General features: G+C 61.4%; 12 protein-coding genes and 3 pseudogenes. 3 read left to right on the top strand and 12 right to left on the bottom strand.

Going from position 1 to position 20,030, the window contains the following annotated elements:
- Nucleotides 1-673 precede the first annotated feature (673 nt).
- Nucleotides 674-2,926 carry a catalase/peroxidase HPI gene (gene katG / locus K5R88_RS09400; RefSeq protein WP_226299836.1) on the bottom strand — a complete coding sequence of 751 codons (2,253 nt, stop codon included), beginning with the start codon at nucleotides 2,924-2,926 and terminating at the stop codon, nucleotides 674-676.
- 422 nt (nucleotides 2,927-3,348) lie between these two features.
- Here katG and K5R88_RS09395 point away from each other — a divergent pair.
- The 3 pseudogenes from K5R88_RS09395 to K5R88_RS30885 form a co-directional block, all read left to right on the top strand.
- A pseudogene (locus tag K5R88_RS09395) lies at nucleotides 3,349-4,475 on the top strand (diguanylate cyclase).
- 159 nt (nucleotides 4,476-4,634) lie between these two features.
- Nucleotides 4,635-5,714: pseudogene (locus K5R88_RS30890) on the top strand (PDC sensor domain-containing protein); the annotation flags it as partial.
- Nucleotides 5,715-6,086: 372 nt separating this feature from the next.
- Nucleotides 6,087-6,623: pseudogene (locus tag K5R88_RS30885) on the top strand (methyl-accepting chemotaxis protein); the annotation flags it as partial.
- A gap of 928 nt (nucleotides 6,624-7,551) precedes the next feature.
- Here the strand turns inward: K5R88_RS30885 and K5R88_RS09385 are convergent.
- The 11 genes from K5R88_RS09385 to K5R88_RS09335 all read right to left on the bottom strand — a co-directional run bounded on the left by K5R88_RS09385 (nucleotide 7,552) and on the right by K5R88_RS09335 (nucleotide 20,013).
- Nucleotides 7,552-8,859, bottom strand: a complete 1,308-nt coding sequence (locus tag K5R88_RS09385; RefSeq protein WP_207284624.1) for an OprD family porin — start codon at nucleotides 8,857-8,859, stop codon at nucleotides 7,552-7,554.
- Between the two features lie 79 nt (nucleotides 8,860-8,938).
- Nucleotides 8,939-9,511 carry a PPC domain-containing DNA-binding protein gene (locus K5R88_RS09380; protein ID WP_207284623.1) on the bottom strand — a complete coding sequence of 191 codons (573 nt, stop codon included), beginning with the start codon at nucleotides 9,509-9,511 and terminating at the stop codon, nucleotides 8,939-8,941.
- A gap of 125 nt (nucleotides 9,512-9,636) precedes the next feature.
- The gene (locus K5R88_RS09375; protein WP_226299835.1) at nucleotides 9,637-11,214 is read right to left on the bottom strand and encodes an aldehyde dehydrogenase (NADP(+)); all 1,578 of its coding nucleotides are present in this window, start codon (nucleotides 11,212-11,214) and stop codon (nucleotides 9,637-9,639) included.
- A gap of 31 nt (nucleotides 11,215-11,245) precedes the next feature.
- The gene (locus K5R88_RS09370) at nucleotides 11,246-12,205 is read right to left on the bottom strand and encodes an amidohydrolase family protein (protein WP_226299834.1); all 960 of its coding nucleotides are present in this window, start codon (nucleotides 12,203-12,205) and stop codon (nucleotides 11,246-11,248) included.
- Nucleotides 12,198-13,157, bottom strand: coding sequence for an amidohydrolase family protein (locus K5R88_RS09365; protein WP_192228377.1), 960 nt, complete (start codon nucleotides 13,155-13,157; stop codon nucleotides 12,198-12,200). The genes K5R88_RS09370 and K5R88_RS09365 overlap by 8 nt, the downstream gene beginning before the upstream one ends.
- A 15-nt stretch (nucleotides 13,158-13,172) precedes the next feature.
- Nucleotides 13,173-13,631, bottom strand: a complete 459-nt coding sequence (locus K5R88_RS09360; protein ID WP_008033805.1) for a thioesterase family protein — start codon at nucleotides 13,629-13,631, stop codon at nucleotides 13,173-13,175.
- Nucleotides 13,632-13,671: 40 nt separating this feature from the next.
- Nucleotides 13,672-15,570, bottom strand: a complete 1,899-nt coding sequence (locus K5R88_RS09355; protein WP_226299833.1) for a TRAP transporter large permease — start codon at nucleotides 15,568-15,570, stop codon at nucleotides 13,672-13,674.
- 15 nt (nucleotides 15,571-15,585) lie between these two features.
- Nucleotides 15,586-16,629 carry a TRAP transporter substrate-binding protein gene (locus K5R88_RS09350; protein WP_008033809.1) on the bottom strand — a complete coding sequence of 348 codons (1,044 nt, stop codon included), beginning with the start codon at nucleotides 16,627-16,629 and terminating at the stop codon, nucleotides 15,586-15,588.
- Between the two features lie 169 nt (nucleotides 16,630-16,798).
- Nucleotides 16,799-18,007, bottom strand: coding sequence for a CaiB/BaiF CoA transferase family protein (locus K5R88_RS09345; RefSeq protein WP_008033811.1), 1,209 nt, complete (start codon nucleotides 18,005-18,007; stop codon nucleotides 16,799-16,801).
- A gap of 1 nt (nucleotide 18,008) precedes the next feature.
- Complete coding sequence (locus K5R88_RS09340) at nucleotides 18,009-18,788, bottom strand: enoyl-CoA hydratase-related protein (RefSeq protein WP_226299832.1); 780 nt, start codon at nucleotides 18,786-18,788, stop codon at nucleotides 18,009-18,011.
- An 85-nt stretch (nucleotides 18,789-18,873) separates the two neighbouring features.
- On the bottom strand, nucleotides 18,874-20,013 hold the full coding sequence (locus K5R88_RS09335) for an iron-containing alcohol dehydrogenase (RefSeq protein WP_226299831.1): 1,140 nt from the start codon (nucleotides 20,011-20,013) through the stop codon (nucleotides 18,874-18,876).
- Nucleotides 20,014-20,030: the final 17 nt, after the last annotated feature.

Genomic DNA, 20,030 nt, shown 5'->3' with positions numbered 1-20,030 from the left:
TGCTGGCGATGGCGATCTCGCGGACGCCATCGCCAGCAAGCCGGGCTCCTACAGGTTTTGCGTAAACCCTCAATCCCGAACACACCCACAATTTGTAGGAGCCGGCTTGCTGGCGATGGCGATCTCACGGACGCCATCGCCAGCAAGCCGGGCTCCTACAGGTTTTGCGTGACCCCTCAATCCCGAGCACACCATCAAACCTGTAGGAGCCGGCTTGCCGGCGATGGCGATCTCACGGACGCCATCGCCAGCAAGCTGGCTCCTACAGGTTGGATGGTGTCTCGCCCGGGGTCTTGTTCTGATCCGTATTTTTCTGCGCTATCTGCATCTGTCATGTACTCGGCCTGCGCCCCACAATGGCCGCACGGTCCGCAGTCGCGGTAGCCACTGAACCGCAAACTCATCATGTAGGAGGCCCCATGCCCAAGATGGCCATTTTTCTGGGTGGATTTCTGCTGTTAACCATTTTGATCGGTGCCTTGGCCACGATCTCTCCGACCTGATTCCTTCCTTCAATGCGCAATAAGCACAACGCCTCCACTTGGGAGGCGTTGTTGTTTCAGCGGTACCGTTTATTTACAAGAATCCATCGATGAACCCCGTAACCTGTAGGAGCCGGCTTGCCGGCGATGGCGTCATCACGGCCGCCACCGCTTCGCCAGCGAGCTAGCTCCTACAGGTCAAAACGATCCAGGTTCATCACCTTCGTCCACGCCGCTACGAAGTCTTTGACGAATTTCTCCTTCGCATCACTGCTGGCATACAGCTCGGCCAAGGCCCGCAGTTGCGCATTCGAGCCGAAGACCAGATCGACCCGCGTCCCGGTCCATTTCACTTGGCCGGTTTTGCGATCGCGCCCTTCGAACTCCTGATTGGCGTCCGACACCGGCTTCCATTCCACCCCCATGTCCAGCAGGTTTTTGAAGAAGTCGTTGGTCAACGCCTCCGGTTGCTGGGTGAACACGCCGTGTCGGGTTTGTCCGACGTTGGTGTTCAACACCCGCAAACCGCCCACGAGCACAGTCATTTCCGGTGCGCTGAGGGTCAGTTGTTGCGCCTTGTCGATCAACAGGTGCTCGGCCGTTACGCGGTAGCGGGTTTTCAGGTAGTTGCGGAAACCATCGGCGATGGGTTCGAGGAAGCCGAAGGATTCGACGTCCGTCTGCTCTTGCGAGGCGTCCGTCCGTCCCGGTGTGAACGGCACCGTCACGCTGTGACCGGCATTTTTTGCGGCTTGTTCGACACCGGCGCTGCCGGCCAGCACGATCAGGTCCGCCAGCGAGATTTTCTTGCCGCTGTTGTTGAACTCACGCTGAATGCTTTCCAGTTTCGCCAGCACGCTCGCCAGTTGTTCGGGTTGGTTGGCTTGCCAGGAATTCTGTGGCGCCAGTCGCAGGCGTCCACCGTTGGCGCCGCCACGTTTGTCGGAGCCACGGAAGCTTGACGCCGCCGCCCAGGCCGTTGATACCAGCTGCGAGACACTCAGGCCAGAGGCGAGGATTTTGCTCTTGAGTGCAGCGACGTCACTGTCGTTGACCAAGGCATGGTCGACCGGCGGAATCGGGTCTTGCCACAACAGTTCTTCGTTGGGCATTTCCGGGCCGAGGTAGCGCGAGAGCGGGCCCATGTCGCGGTGGATCAGCTTGAACCAGGCGCGGGCGAAGGCATCGGCCAACTGATCCGGATTGGCCAGGAAGCGCCGGGCAATCGGTTCATAGATCGGGTCCAAACGCAGCGCCAGGTCCGAGGTGAGCATGGTCGGGTTACGCCGCTTGGACGGGTCGTGTGCATCCGGAATGGTGCCGGCCCCGGCGCCGTTTTTTGCCACCCACTGGTTTGCGCCTGCCGGGCTTTTGCTCAATTCCCACTCGAAGCCGAACAGGTTTTCCAGGTAGTTGTTGCTCCACCGGGTGGGCGTGGTGGTCCAGGTCACTTCCAGCCCGCTGGTGATGGTGTCCGGGCCTTTACCGGTGCCGAAGCTGTTTTTCCAGCCAAGGCCCTGGGCTTCGAGACCGGCGGCTTCCGGCTCGGCACCGACGTTGTCGGCAGGGCCGGCGCCGTGGGTTTTACCGAAGGCGTGGCCGCCGGCGATCAGGGCCACGGTTTCTTCATCGTTCATGGCCATGCGGCCGAACGTTTCGCGGATGTCCAGGGCCGAAGCGACGGGATCGGGATTGCCTTCCGGACCTTCCGGGTTCACATAGATCAGGCCCATCTGCACGGCGGCCAGTGGGTTTTCCAGATTGCGCCCCTCATCGGTACGGCTGTCTTCATTTCTCCCGGGCTCGGCCACCAGTGGAACATCGCCGGGTGCTTGCACGGGTTTTTGCGCTTTGTCGTAGCGAACGTCACCGCCCAGCCATTTGTTTTCCGAGCCCCAATAAACGTCTTCATCGGGTTCCCAGACGTCTGCGCGGCCACCGGAAAAACCAAAGGTCTTGAAGCCCATCGACTCCAGCGCGACGTTACCGGTGAGGACGATCAGGTCGGCCCAGGAAATGTTGTTGCCATACTTTTGCTTGATCGGCCACAGCAGCCGGCGCGCCTTGTCGAGGCTGACGTTGTCCGGCCAGCTGTTGAGCGGGGCAAAGCGTTGCTGACCGGAACCGGCACCGCCACGACCGTCACCGGTGCGGTATGTGCCGGCGGCGTGCCAGGCCATGCGGATGAACAGCGGCCCATAGTGACCGAAGTCTGCTGGCCACCAGTCTTGTGAGTCGGTCATCAGTGCCGTCAGGTCGCGCTTGACCGCGGCAAAGTCGAGTTTTTTGAACGCTTCGGCGTAGTTGAAGCCCTCGTCCATGGGGTCTGACAGGGACGAGTGCTGGTGCAGGATCTTCAGATTCAGTTGGTTCGGCCACCAGTCACGGTTGGTGGTGCCACCGCCTGCGGCATGATTGAACGGGCATTTCGATTCGTTTGCCATGTGCGAGCTACCTTTGGTCGTGTTCATCCGGCTATCGGGCCCGGGGCGGGCGTTAAATAGCAACGAGCGGAATCAAGGACATAGGCTGCAGGGCCAGCAGTTGGATCAACTGATTGTGGTGACCACACGGGAATTCTGAACAGCGGCAATCAGGTTGCCAGCGCGGTGGCCCACGGGTGGCCTAGTCAAGCTTCGGGCTCATTCCTGTCTCCTTTTCAGCGCTAATCCGGCCGGCTTATGGCGCCAGCGCAGACTAAGGTTAGACCTGAGTCGGGAAGTCAGCTAATAGGGCGAGTGTTGGGGCGTGATAGACGTACTCTTTCAATCTGGCGCCCGGAAACATTTCAAGGCCTCGGTTGTTTGCGCTACTGGCTGGGTGCCACAATACTTCTTTGACGAAGCATCATGATCAGGCGGATCAAATGGAAGGACTCGGACCCCGGTATGACCCGGATGCTTTGATAGCAGCGCAGGTACGCACTGATCGCCTGCACCAGTTGTTCCATCAGTCGGTGACGGCGATTCCGGGCAGTGTCCTGGCGGCGATCATGCTGTGCCTGCTGTGTTGGGAGCGCTTCGATCACCACGTCATTTTTTGGTGGATGGGCATTCTGACGGCGTCGACCTCATTGCGCGTCTCGATGTTCATCGCCTATTTCCGCAGCGACAAAAGTACGCGCACACCTGAGCAATGGGAGTGGAAATACTGGAGCACGCTGGTGTTGTCTGCCGGTATCTGGGGCGCAGGCGCGCTGGCATTGATGCCCCCGGACGATATTCTGGCTCAGTCACTGGTCATGCTTTTTACCGTCGGGATGTCGGTCAGTGCGGTGTCCTGCTATTCGGCCTACCGATACATGACGCTGGTGTCCATTGGCCTGGTGTTGTTGCCGTGCACGATATGGCTGTTGTTCCAGCCGTCAGCGATGCAAGTCGGCATGGCGCTGGCGGTGCTGGTGTTTGCCTCCTTCGTGGCCAGCGCCACCCGCAAACTCTCCGATGCGGTGGAAACCGCCTTTCGATTGACCCGTGAAATGGAACAGGCGCACCGCATTTCCAATCTTGCCGCGCAGACCGATGAGCTCACTGGCCTGAGGAATCGCCGGGCTTTTTCGAGCACGCCCAGCAGTTGCACAGTTACTGCAAAAACAATCAGCTGCCGCTGTGCGCCGTGATGCTGGATATGGATCACTTCAAACACATCAACGACACCTATGGCCATCAGGTCGGGGACCAGGTGCTGAGTCAGATGGGCCTGGTCATCAGCACCTCGTTTCGTGAAACGGATGTCTACGGCAGGCTGGGGGGAGAGGAGTTCGCCATTCTGCTCCCGGACACCTCGATTGAAGAAACCCTGAACATTGCCGAGCAACTCATCCGCTCGATTGCCGAATTGATGACCGGGCCGGTGCATTGCATAACGGCCAGCCTCGGTGTCGCGTCGATGGACGCCTCCGACCTTGATTTGCACAGCTTGATGAACAACGCCGATAAGGCCCTGTATCGAGCCAAGGCCCGTGGCCGAAACCAGATCGCCGTTTCCGAGTGATGCCGTGCAAGGCTTGTGACCTCGCGGTCATTCAAGTTGCACCGGCAGAGTGCGCTTCTATATAGTGGCAAAATAATATCAACTATAAATAATTTGCCAGCAGGGCTGCATTCACACCGTTGGGCGCTCCGTGCTGGTTGACGAATCGCGCACTTGAGAATGTCCATGCCTAATCGCTCTCTGCACTTCAAGCTGTTCTGGACGGCCCTGATCGGGACCGTCGTCGTCATGGCGCTGCTGCTGGGCTCCATCGCCTATATCGCTTATGGCTCCTCCATCAAAGAAACCGCCGAGCTGGTCGACACGGTCGTCAAGGCCAATGCCAAGGAAGTGGAAGTCGAACTGGGTGTCGGTTTTACCGTCGCCGAATCGCTGGCCAGTGTCGCAACGGCCATGCAGCAACAGCACGTTGATCGCAAGACCGCCGATGCCGTGACCCGCCAACTGTTTGAAGCCAATCCGCAACTTTTGGGCCTGGGGCAGTATTGGGAAACCAACGCCTTCGATGGCAAGGACAGCGAATTCGCCAACCAGCCGAATCACGACGCCACCGGCCGTTACCTGACCTACTGGAACCGTGCGAGTGGCTCGGTGAAATCGGAAGCGCTTAGCGGTTATGCCCCGGAAAATGCCGATAACCAATACTACTATCAGCCGCTGCACAGTCGTCAGCCGTGGGCTTCCGAACCGTTTGCCTACAGCACGGGCAGCGGCCAGAAAGTCATGATGGTGTCGATCATGGCGCCACTGTTGCAGGGCGGCAAAGCCCTGGGCGTGGCGGGTGTCGATATCCCGCTTGAAAGCATCAATCGCCAACTGGCGAAAATCGATGCCTACAAAGGTTATGGCGCTCTGGTGTCGAGCAACGGCCTGTACGCCAGCCACCCTGATGCGAAGCGTTTGAGCCAGCCGGCCGACGATTTGCCGACGGCGGCCAAAGAGGCGATCAAGGCCGGTCAGCCGTATGACTTCCAGCGCGATGGCTGGGGTTATGTGTTGCAACCGGTGCGCATCGGCAAAGCACCGAACACCTGGGCGCTGATGGTGGCGTACCCGCTGGCCGAAGCCATGGCGGGCATCAATCAGTTCCTCTGGACCGCCGTCGTCATCGGCCTGGTGGCGCTGTTGGCATTGGCCATCGTGCTCTGGCATTTGCTGGCGTGGCACATTCGTCCGCTGTCCGGCCTGACGGTCGGCATCCAGGCCTGGGGCGGCGAGTTGGGCCTGAGATTTGAACAACGCAGCGGCGATGAAACCGGCAAACTGGCGGGCGCGTTCAACCAGTTTATCCAGCGCCTGGGGGATCTGGTGGGGTCGATTCGCCACAGCAGCGGCGCCCTGATGCAGATCTCCAATCACCTGGGCGATACCACTCAGGCCGTTGCCGACCGGGCGACGTCGCAGCACACCGCAACCGAAGAAATGGCCAGCGGCGTCACCGCGCTGGCGCACTCGGTCACCGAGATGTCGCAGCAAGCCGAAGACGTGGAGCAACTGGCGCGCAACACCGAAGAGCTGACCAAGCATATCTCCGGCGATATGAACCAGACCCTGGCCGGGATCACCCACATCGACCAGACCATGGACGACGTTGCCGGCACTGTGGGCGACCTGGAAAAACGCTCGCAGCAGATTGCCGGGATCATCGCGGTGATTCGCAGCATCGCCGACCAGACCAACCTCCTGGCCCTGAACGCTGCAATCGAAGCCGCACGGGCAGGGGAGCAGGGACGCGGATTCGCCGTGGTGGCGGACGAAGTGCGGCAACTGGCAGAACGCACCAGCCGCTCGACCGGTGAAATCGGCGAGATGATCGGCGCCATCGGTTCGGATGTGCGCAACACCGTTGCCAACGTCCAGCAAGTCGGCGAAGCGGTGCGTCTGGGCGTGGTGCAACTGACCACCTCGGCGCAAGGTGTTGATCAGATTCGCCAGCATGCCCAGGACATTCTGACGCGCATCAGCGAAGTGGCGCGCCAGACCCAAAGCCAGGCCGCCACCGGTGAGCAATTGTCTGTCGCCATCCAGGGTGTCAGCCGCATCTCCGAGCAGAACGATCACGCGATCCGCAGCCTGCTCGATCAGTCGCTGCAATTACGCGATCAGGCCGGGTCGTTGAACCAGCAACTGACGCAATTCAAGGATTGAGATCAACCGTCGGAGGGATGTGATCCCCTGTAGGAGCCGGCTTGCTGGCGATGAGGCCCTTAGGTTTTGCAGTGAATTCGAGGCCGCCATCGCCAGCAAGCCGGCTCCTACAAAGTTTTTGCGGCAGACCGGAATGATGTGAACAACACGTCCCTCTGTAGGAGCCGGCTTGCTGGCGATGAGGCCCTTAGGTTGTGCAGTGAATTCGAGGCCGCCATCGCCAGCAAGCCGGCTCCTACAAAGTTTTTGCGGCAGGCCTGAATGGTGTGAACAACGCGCCCCCTGTAGGAGCCGGCTTGCTGGCGATGAGGCCCTTAGGTTTTGCAGTGAATTCGAGGCCGCCATCGCCAGCAAGCTGGCTCCTACAAAGTTTTTGCGGCAGACCGGAATGATGTGAACAACACGTCCCCCTGTAGGAGCCGGCTTGCTGGCGATGAGGCCCTTAGGTTGTGCAGTGAATTCGAGGCCGCCATCGCCAGCAAGCTGGCTCCTACAAAGTTTTTGCGGCAGGCCGGAATGGTGTGAACAACACGATCCCTGTAGGAGCCGGCTTGCCGGCGATGAGGCCCTTAGGTTTTGTAGTGAATTCGAGGCCGCCATCGCCAGCAAGCTGGCTCCTACAAAGGTGTTGTGGCAGGCCGGAATGGTGTGAACAACGCGCCCCCTGTAGGAGCCGGCTTGCCGGCGATGAGGCCCTTAGGTTTTGTAGTGAATTCGAGGCCGCCATCGCCAGCAAGCTGGCTCCTACAAAGGTGTTGTGGCAGGCCGGAATGGTGTGAACAACGCGCCCCCTGTAGGAGCCGGCTTGCCGGCGATGAGGCCCTTAGGTTTTGCAGTGAATTCGAGGCCGCCATCGCCAGCAAGCCGGCTCCTACAAAGGGTTTTGTGGCAAGCCTGAATCCAGGTCGGGATCTTCCGGCTCCCTCGGTTAAAGCAGCGGAATGCTGTAGTTCACGATCAAACGGTTCTGATCCTGATCACGGCTCGCTTCGCTGTTGGACTTGCCGTTGCGCCAGCCAAACCCGACTCCTTTGAGCGCGCCGGATTGAATCGTGTAGTCCAGGCCGAAATCCCGTTCCCATTCCTTCTGGGTGTCGCCGGTGACGGTCTTGATGTTATCGCCGCTGAGGTAGATGACCGAAGCCTTCAAACCAGGCACACCCACACCGGCAAAGTCATACGCATACTGACCGAAAGACGTGCGTTCGCCCGCGCGGGTGAAGGTCTGGATCAGGCGGTCGGTGTACAGGTACAGGCTGGCGCCGCCGGCACCTTTATCGGGCAGGTTGCCCTGGCTGAGCTGGGTGAAGTTGCTACCGCTGGAAACGCTTTGATAACCGGCGGTGAGTGCATGGGCACCGACGGTGTAGATCAGTGCGGCGCTCCAGGTCCGGTTGTCGATTTCGCCATCGGCGCCTTCGGTGTAGCCGCTGATTCGGTAGCCTGAGGTGCCCGAACTGTTGGCACCGGACGAATCGGTCTTGAAGTAGCGCAGGTCGGTTTTCAGCGATTGATTGTCCGAGATCGCCAGCGTGTGCAACAGGCCAAAAAACTGCTGGGTGTAATAGTTGTCGAGGTTGGCGTAGTAATACTGGGCGGTCAGGTCCTTGGTGATTTTCCAGTCGCCGCCAGCGAAGTCGAATGCGTTGCTTTCGCGGGTGCCGCCGGTGGCCGCCAGGCCTGTCCGGTCGCTTGAGCCACGGCCCGTCGCATGTTCGATGCGGCCACCCGTGAGGGTCAGGTCCTTGAACTCGCTGGAAGTGATCTGGCCGCCGTCGAATGTCTGTGGCAGCAGGCGCCCGTCGTTGGACACCAGGATCGGCAGTTTCGGCATCAGCGTGCCCAGGCGCAGCTCGGTTTTCGAGACTTTGACCTTGCCGGTCAACCCCAGCCGGCTCCATTCATCGACCGCGCTGTTGTCGCTGTCCGACGGAATCATGCTGCTGCCGACGTGGCGTCCTTTGCCGCTGTCCAGCGTGATCCCCATCAGCCCGAGCGCATCGACACCAAAGCCGACCATGCCATCGGTGTAACCCGACTTGAAGTCGAGCATGAAACCCTGCGCCCATTCCTCGGTTTTCGACGGCGCGGCCGGGCCGTCGCGGTTGTCGTTGTTGAAGTAGAAATTCCTCATCCCCAGAGTTGCCTTGCTGTCACTCAGGAAATCGGCGTGGGCCTGGGTGCTCAGTGCAATGGCGCCCAGCGCCAGGGTTACAACGGTGTTCTTGTTGCTCATGTAAATCGCCCCTTTTTTTGTAGTTTTTGAATTCAGGAGGGTGGCTCCCGCCGCGACAGGCGGGAGCGTGATGCCTGGATCAGATACCCAGCACGTTGGCGCCGATGCATGGGTCAATGCCGCGCTCCAGGCGACGCTGGTGGACGATCACGGTGATTTCCATCGAGCCGGTGGTGACTTCGAAGTCGAGGATGTGGCCGCCATACGCCTGGAACGTGGCGTCACCGGCCACGCCGTGCATATGGATCGAAGGCTGTTCGTTTTTCCAGGCGACCGAGCCGGTGATGCTCGCCATCTCGACACCGTTCAAGAGCTTGGCGTCGAAGTCCTTCTTGTCCTTGTTCCAGAAACCGAACTTGACGTTGCCGAAGCCGATACCGGTGATGGACGCGCTGGGGATCTTCTCGGCGATGGCCAGTTTGGTCAGCTCCTTGAACGCGTTGTCGCCCGTGCGCAGGACCATGAGGTAACCGGTGGGGGTTTTGGTGTAGCGCGGTGTGGCTTCAGTGGGGCATTGCATCGGCGCGGTCGTCGCGGTGGGAGTGGTTTCGGCAAAGGCCAATTGAGCACCTGCAATGTTGATCATCACGGCGGCGGACACGGCCAGCATCAGTTTGCACAGGCGTTGTTTCGGGTGACGTTGGACTTGCATGAGACTTCCTCTGTTTTTGTTGTTGTGTGGGTGTTGCGGTTTTCGGGACGAGCGAATCCGACGCCTGTAGTTCAACAGGCGCGGAAGTTGTCGCTAAACGTGGGTGTTAGTTGAAGCCGTGTGACTTACAGCGCATCGCGGCTGCTGACGCCGTCAACCAGTCGGGCGATGTCCAGCGGGTTGCTGTTTTTCAGGGCCTCCGGCAACAGGCTGTCGGGGCAATTCTGGTAACACACCGGCCGCAGGAAACGATCGATCGCCAAGGTTCCGACCGAGGTGCCGCGTGCATCCGACGTCGCCGGGTAAGGGCCGCCATGCACCATGGCGTCGCAGACTTCCACGCCAGTGGGATAACCGTTGAACAGCACGCGCCCGACTTTCTGTTCCAGCAGGGCCAGTACATCGCCGAGGGTATCGAGCTCCGAATCCTCGGTAATCAGCGTGGCGGTCAACTGCCCGCGCAAACCGTGCAATGCCTGCATCAATTCGCTGTGGTCGGCGACTTCAACGACGAGGGTGGTCGGGCCGAACACTTCTTCCTGAAGCAGCTCATCGCCATTGATCAGCAGGCTCGCATCGGCCTTGAACACTTGCGGCCGCGCCTGATTGCCCTGTTGCTCGCTGCCGGCCAGGTGCGTGATGCCGGGGTGAGCGCGCAGGTTGTCGAGGCCATGGCAATAGCTTTTCAAGGCGCCGGCGTTGAGCATCGTTTGCGCCGGTTGTTCGCTCATCAATCCGGTAAAACGTTCGAGGAATGCCGTGAATTCCGCCGAACGAATGCCCAGCACCAAACCGGGGTTGGTGCAGAACTGGCCCGCACCCAACACCACGGAAGCGCTCAGCTCGGCGGCGATTTTTTCACCGCGTGCCTTGAGTGCTTCGGGCATCAGCAACACCGGGTTGATGCTGCTCATCTCGGCGAACACCGGGATCGGCTGAGGGCGCGCCGCCGCCATGTCACACAAGGCGCGACCGCCACGCAACGAACCGGTGAAGCCGACCGCCTGAATGGCCGGATGCTTGACCAGCGCCTCACCGACGCTGCCGTAGAGCAGGTTGAACACGCCTGCGGGCATTCCGGTTTTGCGCGCTGCACGGGTGATCGCATCGGCGACGTAATCGGCAGTTGCCATGTGGCCGCTGTGGGCCTTGAACACCACCGGGCAACCGGCGGCGAGGGCGGAAGCGGTGTCGCCGCCGGCAGTGGAGAAGGCCAGCGGAAAGTTGCTGGCGCCGAACACGGCGACCGGACCGAGCCCGGTGCGGTACTGACGCAGGTCGGGACGCGGCAGTGGCTGACGGCCCGGCAGGGCACGGTCGATGCGCGCACCGTAGAAATCACCCCGACGCAGCATCGTGGCGAACAGGCGCATCTGGCCGCTGGTGCGTGCCCGTTCACCTTGAATGCGCCCGGCGGGCAGGGCAGTTTCCTGGCACACCAGGGCGATGAACGTGTCATCCAGTGCATCGAGTTCTGCGGCGATGGCATCGAGGAACCCGGCGCGGCGGGCGGCCGACAGGTTACGGAAAGTCGGGTACGCCGTGGCCGCGGCTTCTGCAGCGGCATTCACTTCCTCGGCTGTTGCCTGATGGAAGCGAAAGGGCAGTGCTTCGCCAGTGCTGGCGTCGTGGCTTTGCAGGGTGTGCGTGCCGTTGGCCGAGCGTGTGCCGGCGATGTAGTTGTGGCCTGAAACTTCAAACATGTTGGACTCCTGATGAGCTGTTCAAATCGGGTCAAGCGAGCCGGTAGATGCGTCGGGCGTTGTCATGAAACAGCGCAAGCCGATCTTCGAGAGAGCGGTCCCGGACAATGGTTTTGAAACCGTCGAACACTTCGCTGAGGCTGTTCACCACGCCATCGACCGGGTAATTGCTGGCAAACGCGCAGCGGCTGACGTCGAAAATCGATATCGCGTCGTTCACCACCACGCGGTTCGCCTCGATCGGCCACGCCTTGCCGGGAATGCAGATGCCGGAAATCTTCAGCACGACGTTCGGTTCCTTTGCCAGCAGGGCGAGGTTTTCACGCCAACCGGCCAGACCTTCTTCGGAGCGGTCGGCGGGCAATGCGGTGTGATTGACCACGATGGACACGTCGGGAAAATCCCGGGCCAGCTCGGCGGCTTCCGGCAGATGCCACCATGGCGCCTGCAATTCGAAGTGCAGGCCGTTTTCGGCCAGTTGGGCATAGCCATCGCGCCAGCGCGGATCGCGCATCGAACCGGGGGCGATAAAATCTTCGCGCCAGGCTTCACGGCTGGTCACTGTCGGTTTGTGGCGTATGCCGCGCACCAGCGGGTGATCGCCGTACAGGCGCAGCAGATCAAAAGCGTCTTCACGATCCAGCCAGGCCTGCGCGACCATGGCGCCCAGGGTGGACTCGGTTTTCGCCAGCGATTCGACAAACCGCACTTCATCGGCCGGTGTCGCCGGGTCCCACTCACCTTCGATCACGACCGTTTGCACGACGTGATGGCGGCCGGTCAGCCGGTGATAGTCGGCGGGCAGGAAATTGCGGCAGATCGACGAGTAATCGCCATAACGAAACGGTCGCAACGGCCGGTCGTTCAGCCATGGGTAGTAATGGGTTTCGATATCGAAATAGTGTTGATGCGCGTCGACGATGGGCAAATCCGCATCGTCGCCGCTGGCCAGAAAACGTGCGCGCCAGTCGATGGCCGACAGGTTATCCATGCTGCTCCTCCAATCGATAAAAGCGTCGGGCGTTGCCGGCGAACACCGCTTCCTGCACCGCACGCCCCATGGGGGCGAGCATCGCGGCCATGCCATCGGCAATCGTGTCGTAGGAAGCGCGCAGCCCGGCCACCGGAAAATTGCTGGCGAACATGCAGCGCTCGGGGCCGAAGATTTCCAGCGCGGTCAGGACCACAATCCGGTTGTCGTCATAATTCCAGGGCGAATCTTTAAGCCCGAACTCCGACAGCTTGATGTGCACGTTCGGCTGCAAGGCCAACGCCTCCAGGCCTTTGCGCCAGCGCGCCATGCCTTGTGGGCTGCGGTCCCAGGCGAAACCGGTGTGGTTGAGCGCAATGCGGATCTGCGGAAACATCGCCGCCACTTCAGCCGCTTCGACCAGGTGCCACGGCGGCACCCGCAGGTCCCACGACAGATCGTGCTCGGCCAGCCGCGAAAAGCCTTCCAGCCAGTTCGGGTCCTGCATGGTGCCCTTGGCACCGGCCACCGATACGTCCGGCGATGCCGAAGTCACCGGTTTCGAACGGATGCCTTTCACCAGCGGCCTGGCGGCTTGAGCGGCGAGAATCTCTGCACTGTCTTCGCGATCGAACCAGGCATGGGCAACGATGGCATTCGGGAAGCCGTAACGGGCGTTCACTTGTTCCAGCCAGCGTGTCTCGGCGACTTGCTCATCGCGTGCACGCTCGGCCTCGACGTGCACCGTGCCGACCAAGCGTTGATTTTCGGTCAGGGCGAGGAACTGTTCCGGCAGGAAATCACGGCACAGGCTGTGATAGTCGCCGAGGAAGAATTCCTCGTGATACTCGTCCTGCAACCACGGATAGCGCCCGTTGCCCAAGTCCCACAAATGGTGATGGGCATCGACGACCGGCAGCGCATCCCCGGCCGCCAGGTTCGGCATGCCGTTGCGTTCGTGAAGGGTGATCATGACGGCGACCCTGACTCAGCGCGACGCGGAGAATTGCGAAGGGCTGAGCACGCCGTCTTCGACGTCGCCGGCAGCCGCTGCCTCGGCTTTGGCCTGGACGCGGCTGCGCAGTTTGGCGACGTTCACCACCACACGGGTATGCGCTGCTGTCGCCACCAGCTCGACGTCATCGCGCACTTCGACATTGAAGGTGACGCTGCGACCTTCGATGCGAGTGACCGTGGCGACAATGTTCACCGACATGCCCAGCAGCGTGGCGCCGACGTGACGGATATCGACCGCCGCCCCCACGGTGTTTTCACCCTCGTCGAGGAAGGTCAGCAGGTAATCGAGGCAAGTCTGTTCAATGTCGTCGACCAGGCGCGGCGTGGCGTAGATGCGCAAGTCTTCGCCCAGAAACGAAATGGTGCGTTGTTTGTCGACGATCAGTGGGCGCTCGGTGGCGGAGCCTGGGTGCAGAGTGGAGAAATTCATACAAAACCTCGTGTTTGAGTGCTGACAGTCAAAGGTTGATTCAGGCAGACGGCAGGAAACCGATGGAAATCCACGGCACGGCGATCAGCACCGCCAGCGCGACGACCAGGGCGCCGAGATACGGCCAGACCCGGCGCATGGCGCCACTTGGGTCGACCTTGGCGATGGCGCACGCGGCGTAGAAACCGACGCCGAATGGCGGGGCGAACAAGCCCAGGCCCATGGCGAAGATCGCGACCATGGCGTAATGCACGTCGTTGATGCCCATGGCTTTGGCAATCGGGAACAGCAGCGGGCCGAACAGCACGATGGCCGGGATGCCTTCCAGGAAACTGCCGAGCAGGATGAACGCCACGGCGGAGATGATCAGGAAGCCCATCGCGCCCCCCGGAACGGTCGCCATCACTTGCGCCAACTGGTGCGAAAAGCCCGACTGGGTCAGCGCCCAGGCCATGGCGGTGGCGCTGCCGATGATGATCAGGATCGCGCCGGACAACGACGCGGTGCTGACCAGAATCGGATACAAGCGGCGCCAGTCGAAGCAGCGGTAGCACAGCAGACCGACGATGAAGGTGTAGGCCACGCCGATGGCGGCGACTTCGGTCGCGGTGGCGACGCCTTCGACCACCGCAGTGCGGATCACGAAGGGCAGGGCCAGCGCAGGGATCGCGAGCAGCAGCGAGTGGCCGATTTCCTTGCCCGAGGCGCGTTTGCCGGTAGAGGCCTCACCTTTGCGGTTCTTCCACCAGATGACGGCTGCCATCGCAATCGCGCCCACCACCGCCGGCATGAAACCGCCGGTGAACAGTGCGGAAATCGACACGCCGGTCACCGAACCGATGGTGATAAGCACCAGGCTCGGCGGAATGGTTTCCGACATCGCCCCGGAGGCGTTAAGCATCGCCACCAGTTCGTTTTCGTCCTCGCCGCGCTTCTTCATTTCCGGGAACAGCGCCGGGGCGATGGCTGCCATGTCGGCTGCCTTCGAGCCGGAAATACCGGAGATCAGGTAAATGGCACCGATCAGCACGTACGACAAACCGCCGCGCACATGGCCGATCAGCGAGCACAGGAAACGGATCATCGCCCGCGCCATGCCCATGGCTTCGATCAGCGCACCCAAAAACACGAACAGCGGGATGGCCAGCAGGATCAGGCTCGCCATGCCTTCGTCCATCCGCCCCACCACCAGCGTGAGTGGTGTGCTGGTCATGGTCGACAGGTACGCCACCGTAGCCAGGCCGAACGCGACCATGATGGGGACGCCGATGACGATCATCGCCATCACGCCGACCATGAAGAAGATCACCAGGTTCCAGTTGCCCATCAGCAACATCGAGCCTTCGGCCACCCACAACAACGCGCCGAGGGATGCGAGCATCGCCACCGAGACCGAGAAGTCGATCAACCGTGCGCTGGTCAACAGCCGGGCGACGCAGGTCATCAGCATCAGGCTCAGGCCGACGGCGATGGCGGAGACGCGAAAGGCGTTGGGGATTTCGAGGGCGGCGGTGGTGATGATCCACTCGTCGCTGACGTACTCCCAGGCCGGGGTAAACAGCAGCCCGATGAAGGTGATGACGATCACTGCGCCCAGGGTGTCGATGAACGCCCGTTTTTCCATGGGCAGCCGCGAGATGAACGAGGTCAGCCGCATGTGTTCGCCGCGTCGCATCGCCACCACTGAACCGAGCATCGCCAGCCACAGGAACAGCAGCGAAGCCAGTTCGTCGCCCCAGACAATCGGCTGGTTGAGCACATAACGCGAGAACACGTTGCAGAAAAGCAGCGTGACTTCGATGACCACCAGCAACGCCGCGCTGCCCTCGGTCAGCCAGCGCAGACCGGTGTCCAGCGCGCGGCCGAGACGAAATGTGGTTTGGTGTGGGCTGAGTCCTTCAGCGGGAGCAACATCCGTCATTGGCAGTTCATTTTTCATGACTTTGTCTCCGGCTTAGGACAGTTGACCCGCGTATTGCTCAAGCAAGCTCCAGGCTTCCGGGCCGTACTTATCCTTCCATTGGGTGTAGAAGCCTTTCGATTGCAGGTCTGTCCTGAACAGTGTGCGGTCGACTTTGTTGAAGGTGATGCCGTGGGCGGTCAGCGACGGCTCCAGGCTGGAGTTGAGGTCGATCACCTGTTGGCGCTGAACCAGCGCGGCGGCGTTGATCTGCCGGGAGACGATTTCCTGCACGTCCGCCGGCAGTTTCGGGAAGGTCTTTCCCGAGGCGACGATCCAGAAACCGCCCCAGATGTGGTCAGTCATCGAGCAATATTTCTGCACTTCATAGAAGCGTGCGGACTCGACCACCACCAGCGGGTTTTCCTGGCCGTCGACCACTTTGGTCTGCAAGGCCGAGTAGGTTTCGTTGATGCTGATGCCGGTCGGCGACGCGCCCAGGGCGCTGAACATCGACGTCCACAGCGGGCTGACCAAGACGCGCAGTTTGAAGCCGGCGAGGTCTTGCGGCGTGTTGATCGGCCGCGTCGAACTGGTGATCTGGCGGAAGCCGTTGTTCCAGACTTTTTCCATCGGGATCAGGCCGACCTTCTCGGTCTTGGCGCGCACGTACTCGCCCAGCTTGCCGTCTAGCGCAGCCCAGACACTGTCGTAGTCCTTGAACGCAAACGGCATGCTTTCAATCGACATGGCCGGCACCAGCGTCGAGAGAATTGCACCCGGCAGTGGAATGAAATCGATTGCCCCGGCGCGCACCTGGGACAGCATGTCGGTGTCGCCGCCCATGGCGCCGTTGGCGTACACCTGCAAGTCCACCGCGCCGTTGGTTTCGGCCTTGATCGCCAGCGAGGCGGCCTTCATCTGTTGGTTCAGCGGATGGGTGTCGGGCAGGCTGCTGGTGTAGCGCAGCACGATGGGTTTGGTCGCGGCGAAGACGCTGGAAGGCAGCAGGTTGGCGGCGAAAGCACCACCCACGGTGACGCCGGCAGACACTAGAAAGGATCGGCGGCTGACGGACTCGGTCAAGATACGGCTCATGATGTTCACCTATTGTTTTTGTTGTAGTTGTTCTAAAAAGCAACGCGAACGCTGCTCCTTGTGGGAGCGAGCCTGCTCGCGATGGACCTGAGGGCGTCGCGTTTATCCAGCCAAAAACGCGTTTTCGTTAACGTCCATCGCGAGCAGGCTCGCTCCCACACAGTTCGGTTCAGGAGGCGAGTGCGACCACCGCCTGGGTGCGAATCAACTCGTCGATTTCGTTTTCCGCATACCCGCTTTCCTTCAGCACTTCGCGGGTGTGTTCGCCGAGCAGCGGTGCAGGGCGGCTGGTCGGTGGCGCGGCGTTGTCCATGTCGGAGAAGTGAATCGGCAAGCCCATGCCGCGCACCCGGCCTTCGGTCGGGTGTTCGGTCTCGACGACCATGCCGCGTGCCTTGGTTTGCGGGTGGGCCAGCGCGGCGGCGATGTCGAGGACCGGCCCGGCAGGCAGGCCGAGGCTGTCGAACAACACCATCCATTCATCCGTGGTGCGTGCGACCAGCACTTCGTTGAGGATTTCCACCAGCGCCAGGCGATGCTCCATGCGCAAGGCGTTGCTGGCGAAACGAGGGTCGGCTTTCAATTGCGGAACGGCCAGCGCCTCGACCAGTCGCTCGTAGTTGGCCTGGTTGGCGGCGCCGATGTTGATCCAGCCATCCGCCGTGCGGAACACCTGATACGGCGCGCTGGTGGAGTTCGCCGAACCCATTTTTGGCAGGATGGTGCCGTCGGCAAAATACGCCGCTGCTGGCCAGTACATTTGTTGCAGGCCGGCTTCGAACAGCGAGGTGTCGACCATCTGCCCAAGGCCGGTTTTCTGTTTTGCGGCATACGCGGCGCAGATGCCGAGGGCGGCGAGGATGCCGGAGTTGATGTCGGCCACCGGCGAACCGGCCTTGACCGGCTCGCGCCCGGCTTCACCGGTCATGCTCATCATGCCGCTCATGCCTTGGGCGATCAGGTCGAAACCGCCTTTCTCGCCGAACGGCCCGCTGCGACCGTAACCGGAAATCGCGCAGTAGATCAGCCCGGGGTTGAGGGTTTTCAGGGTTTCGTAACCGAGGCCGAATTTTTCCATGGTGCCGGCGCGGTAGTTTTCCGTGACCACGTCGGCGTCCATCAGCAGGCGGCGCAGAACGTCGCGGCCGCCCTCGGTTTTCAGGTTCAGGCCGATCCCGCGCTTGTTGCGGTTGACCACCATGAACGAAGCGGATTCACCGCTGGCCATGATCGGCGAGAAGCGGCGCGAATCATCACCGTCCGGGACTTTCTCGACCTTCACCACGTCAGCGCCCATGTCGGCCAGCATCATGCCGCACACCGGGCCGGACATGATGTGAGCCAGTTCTACCACGCGCATTCCTGTCAGCGGTCCCATGTTATTTGCCCTCGAATTGTGGTTTGGCTTTGGCGATGAACGCGTTCAGGCCGATCTGAAAATCGTCGGTGTCGTAGCAGGCGTAACTGCTGTCGATCTGCTCGACGGTGGGGGCGATGCCCGCTTCCAGTTGTCGTGCCGCCTGGCGATGCCAGCGGGCGACGAGCGGGGCGCCGTTGATGATGCGTTTGGCGGTGGCGAGGGTTTCGGATTCGACTTCGGCATCCGGTACGACGCGGGTCACGAGGTTTTTCACGTAGGCGTCGTTGGCGTCGAGAATGCGGCCTTCAAGGAGAATCTCCAGGGTCGTCGAGCGTCCCGCCAGCGCCACCAGCCCGGCCATTTCGTCATAGGACATGACCAGCCCGAGCTTGCCGACCGGCGCGCCGAAGCGGCTGGACGTGCCACAGATGCGCAGGTCGCAGAGTGCGGCGATTTCCAGGCCACCGCCGACGCACACGCCGTGGATCATCGCGATCACCGGGTGCGGGCAGTCGGCAACTGCGCGCATCGCCGCTGAAGTGACTTCGGCATAGTGTCGGGCTTGTGCCTGGTTGGCGCGCACGCTCGGAAACTCGCCGACATCGGCGCCGGCGGCAAAGGCCTGTTCGCCCGCACCGCGCAACACCACGCAGCGCACGCTGAGGTCGGCGGACAGTTCGGTCATGACGTCACCCAGGTCTTGCCACATGGACAGGGTCAGGGCGTTCATCTTTCCCGGATGACTGAGGGTGACGATGGCAATGGCGTCTTGCCGTTCGATAAGGACGGTGGGCTTCATGATTGTTCCGCTGCCGTCGATGCTCGGGGGGGTGAGATCGACGACGCGGATGCCTCCTGATTTATTGTTGTTGGGCAGCGGCTGCTTACAGCGATTGTTCAAGCATCGACAGGTAGTCCGCCGAGGATGCTTCGCGCGGATTGGTCTTGTGGCTGTGATCGTGCAAAGCGCCCTCGACGATGCCGGCGAACAGGCTTTCATCGACGCCGATCTGGCTCAGGCGGGTCGGCAGGCCCAGGCGTTTGGTCATGTCTTCGATGGCTGCGCCGATGTTCGCGTCGGCCTCAAGGCCCATGGCATGGCGCAGTCGTTCCAGTTTGCGCTCGTCACGGACAGTCGGGGCGTTGGCGTTGAAGTGCACGACCGCCGGTAGAAAAATCGCGTTCAAAGTGCCGTGGTGCAGTTTCGGATTGATGCCGCCCAAGGCGTGGGAAAGGCTGTGCACGCAGCCCAGTCCTTTCTGGAAGGCCAGCGCGCCTTGCATGGACGCGCTCATCATGTTCATCCGCGCTTCGCGATCACCGGGTACGGCGGTCGCGCGTTCGATGTGTTCCCAGGCGCGCCACAAACCGTCGAGGGCGATGCCGTCTGCGGCAGGGTTGAAGGCCGGGGCCATGAACGTTTCGATGCAATGCGCGATAGCGTCCATGCCGGTGGCGGCGGTGAGCATGGGCGGCAGACCGAGGGTCAACTCCGGATCGCAGATGGCCACGCGAGGCACGACATAGGGGGAGATAACGCCGACCTTGCGACCATCGTCGAGGATAAGGATGGCGCCGCGACCCACTTCGCTGCCGGTGCCGGCCGTGGTCGGAACCGCAATCAGCGGCGCGGTGGCCGAGGTGATGCGATCCAGTCCGCCTTCAATCACCGCGAAGCTTTGCAGAGGACCGTCGTGGGTGGCGCAGACCGCGACGCCCTTGGCCAGATCGATCGATGAACCGCCACCGACAGCGATGATGCCGTTGCACTCGCCGAGGTGGTAATGGGCCACGGCTTCACGCACGGCGTGCTCATTCGGATTGGGCGGGGTGGCGTCGAAAATTGTCGGTGCGCGGTCACCACCGAGGGCGGCGATGACTTTGTCGACGATGCCGGCATTGCGCACGCCGACGTCGGTGACGATCAGCGGCCGGGTGATGCCGGCGCGCTCGGCTTCGGCGGCCAGGTGCTGCAGGCTGTCATAGCCGAACTGGATTTTGGTGACGTAATTGATGAGTGACATGATTCACCACAAGTTAT

This window comes from Pseudomonas sp. MM213, assembly GCF_020423045.1.
Lineage (GTDB): Bacteria > Pseudomonadota > Gammaproteobacteria > Pseudomonadales > Pseudomonadaceae > Aquipseudomonas > Aquipseudomonas migulae.
This window is presented reverse-complemented; position numbering and strand designations above follow the sequence as displayed.

What these genes read in the sequence shown, in the direction of transcription:
- K5R88_RS09340 (WP_226299832.1), bottom strand. Translation starts at nt 18,788, where the DNA reads ATGAAGCCCACCGTCCTTATCGAACGGCAAGACGCCATTGCCATCGTC.
- K5R88_RS09350 (WP_008033809.1), bottom strand. Translation starts at nt 16,629, where the DNA reads ATGAGCCGTATCTTGACCGAGTCCGTCAGCCGCCGATCCTTTCTAGTG.
- K5R88_RS09360 (WP_008033805.1), bottom strand. Translation starts at nt 13,631, where the DNA reads ATGAATTTCTCCACTCTGCACCCAGGCTCCGCCACCGAGCGCCCACTG.
- K5R88_RS09355 (WP_226299833.1), bottom strand. Translation starts at nt 15,570, where the DNA reads ATGAAAAATGAACTGCCAATGACGGATGTTGCTCCCGCTGAAGGACTC.
- K5R88_RS09345 (WP_008033811.1), bottom strand. Translation starts at nt 18,007, where the DNA reads ATGGGACCGCTGACAGGAATGCGCGTGGTAGAACTGGCTCACATCATG.
- K5R88_RS09335 (WP_226299831.1), bottom strand. Translation starts at nt 20,013, where the DNA reads ATGTCACTCATCAATTACGTCACCAAAATCCAGTTCGGCTATGACAGC.
- katG (WP_226299836.1), bottom strand. Translation starts at nt 2,926, where the DNA reads ATGGCAAACGAATCGAAATGCCCGTTCAATCATGCCGCAGGCGGTGGC.
- K5R88_RS09365 (WP_192228377.1), bottom strand. Translation starts at nt 13,157, where the DNA reads ATGATCACCCTTCACGAACGCAACGGCATGCCGAACCTGGCGGCCGGG.
- K5R88_RS09370 (WP_226299834.1), bottom strand. Translation starts at nt 12,205, where the DNA reads ATGGATAACCTGTCGGCCATCGACTGGCGCGCACGTTTTCTGGCCAGC.
- K5R88_RS09385 (WP_207284624.1), bottom strand. Translation starts at nt 8,859, where the DNA reads ATGAGCAACAAGAACACCGTTGTAACCCTGGCGCTGGGCGCCATTGCA.
- K5R88_RS09375 (WP_226299835.1), bottom strand. Translation starts at nt 11,214, where the DNA reads ATGTTTGAAGTTTCAGGCCACAACTACATCGCCGGCACACGCTCGGCC.
- K5R88_RS09380 (WP_207284623.1), bottom strand. Translation starts at nt 9,511, where the DNA reads ATGCAAGTCCAACGTCACCCGAAACAACGCCTGTGCAAACTGATGCTG.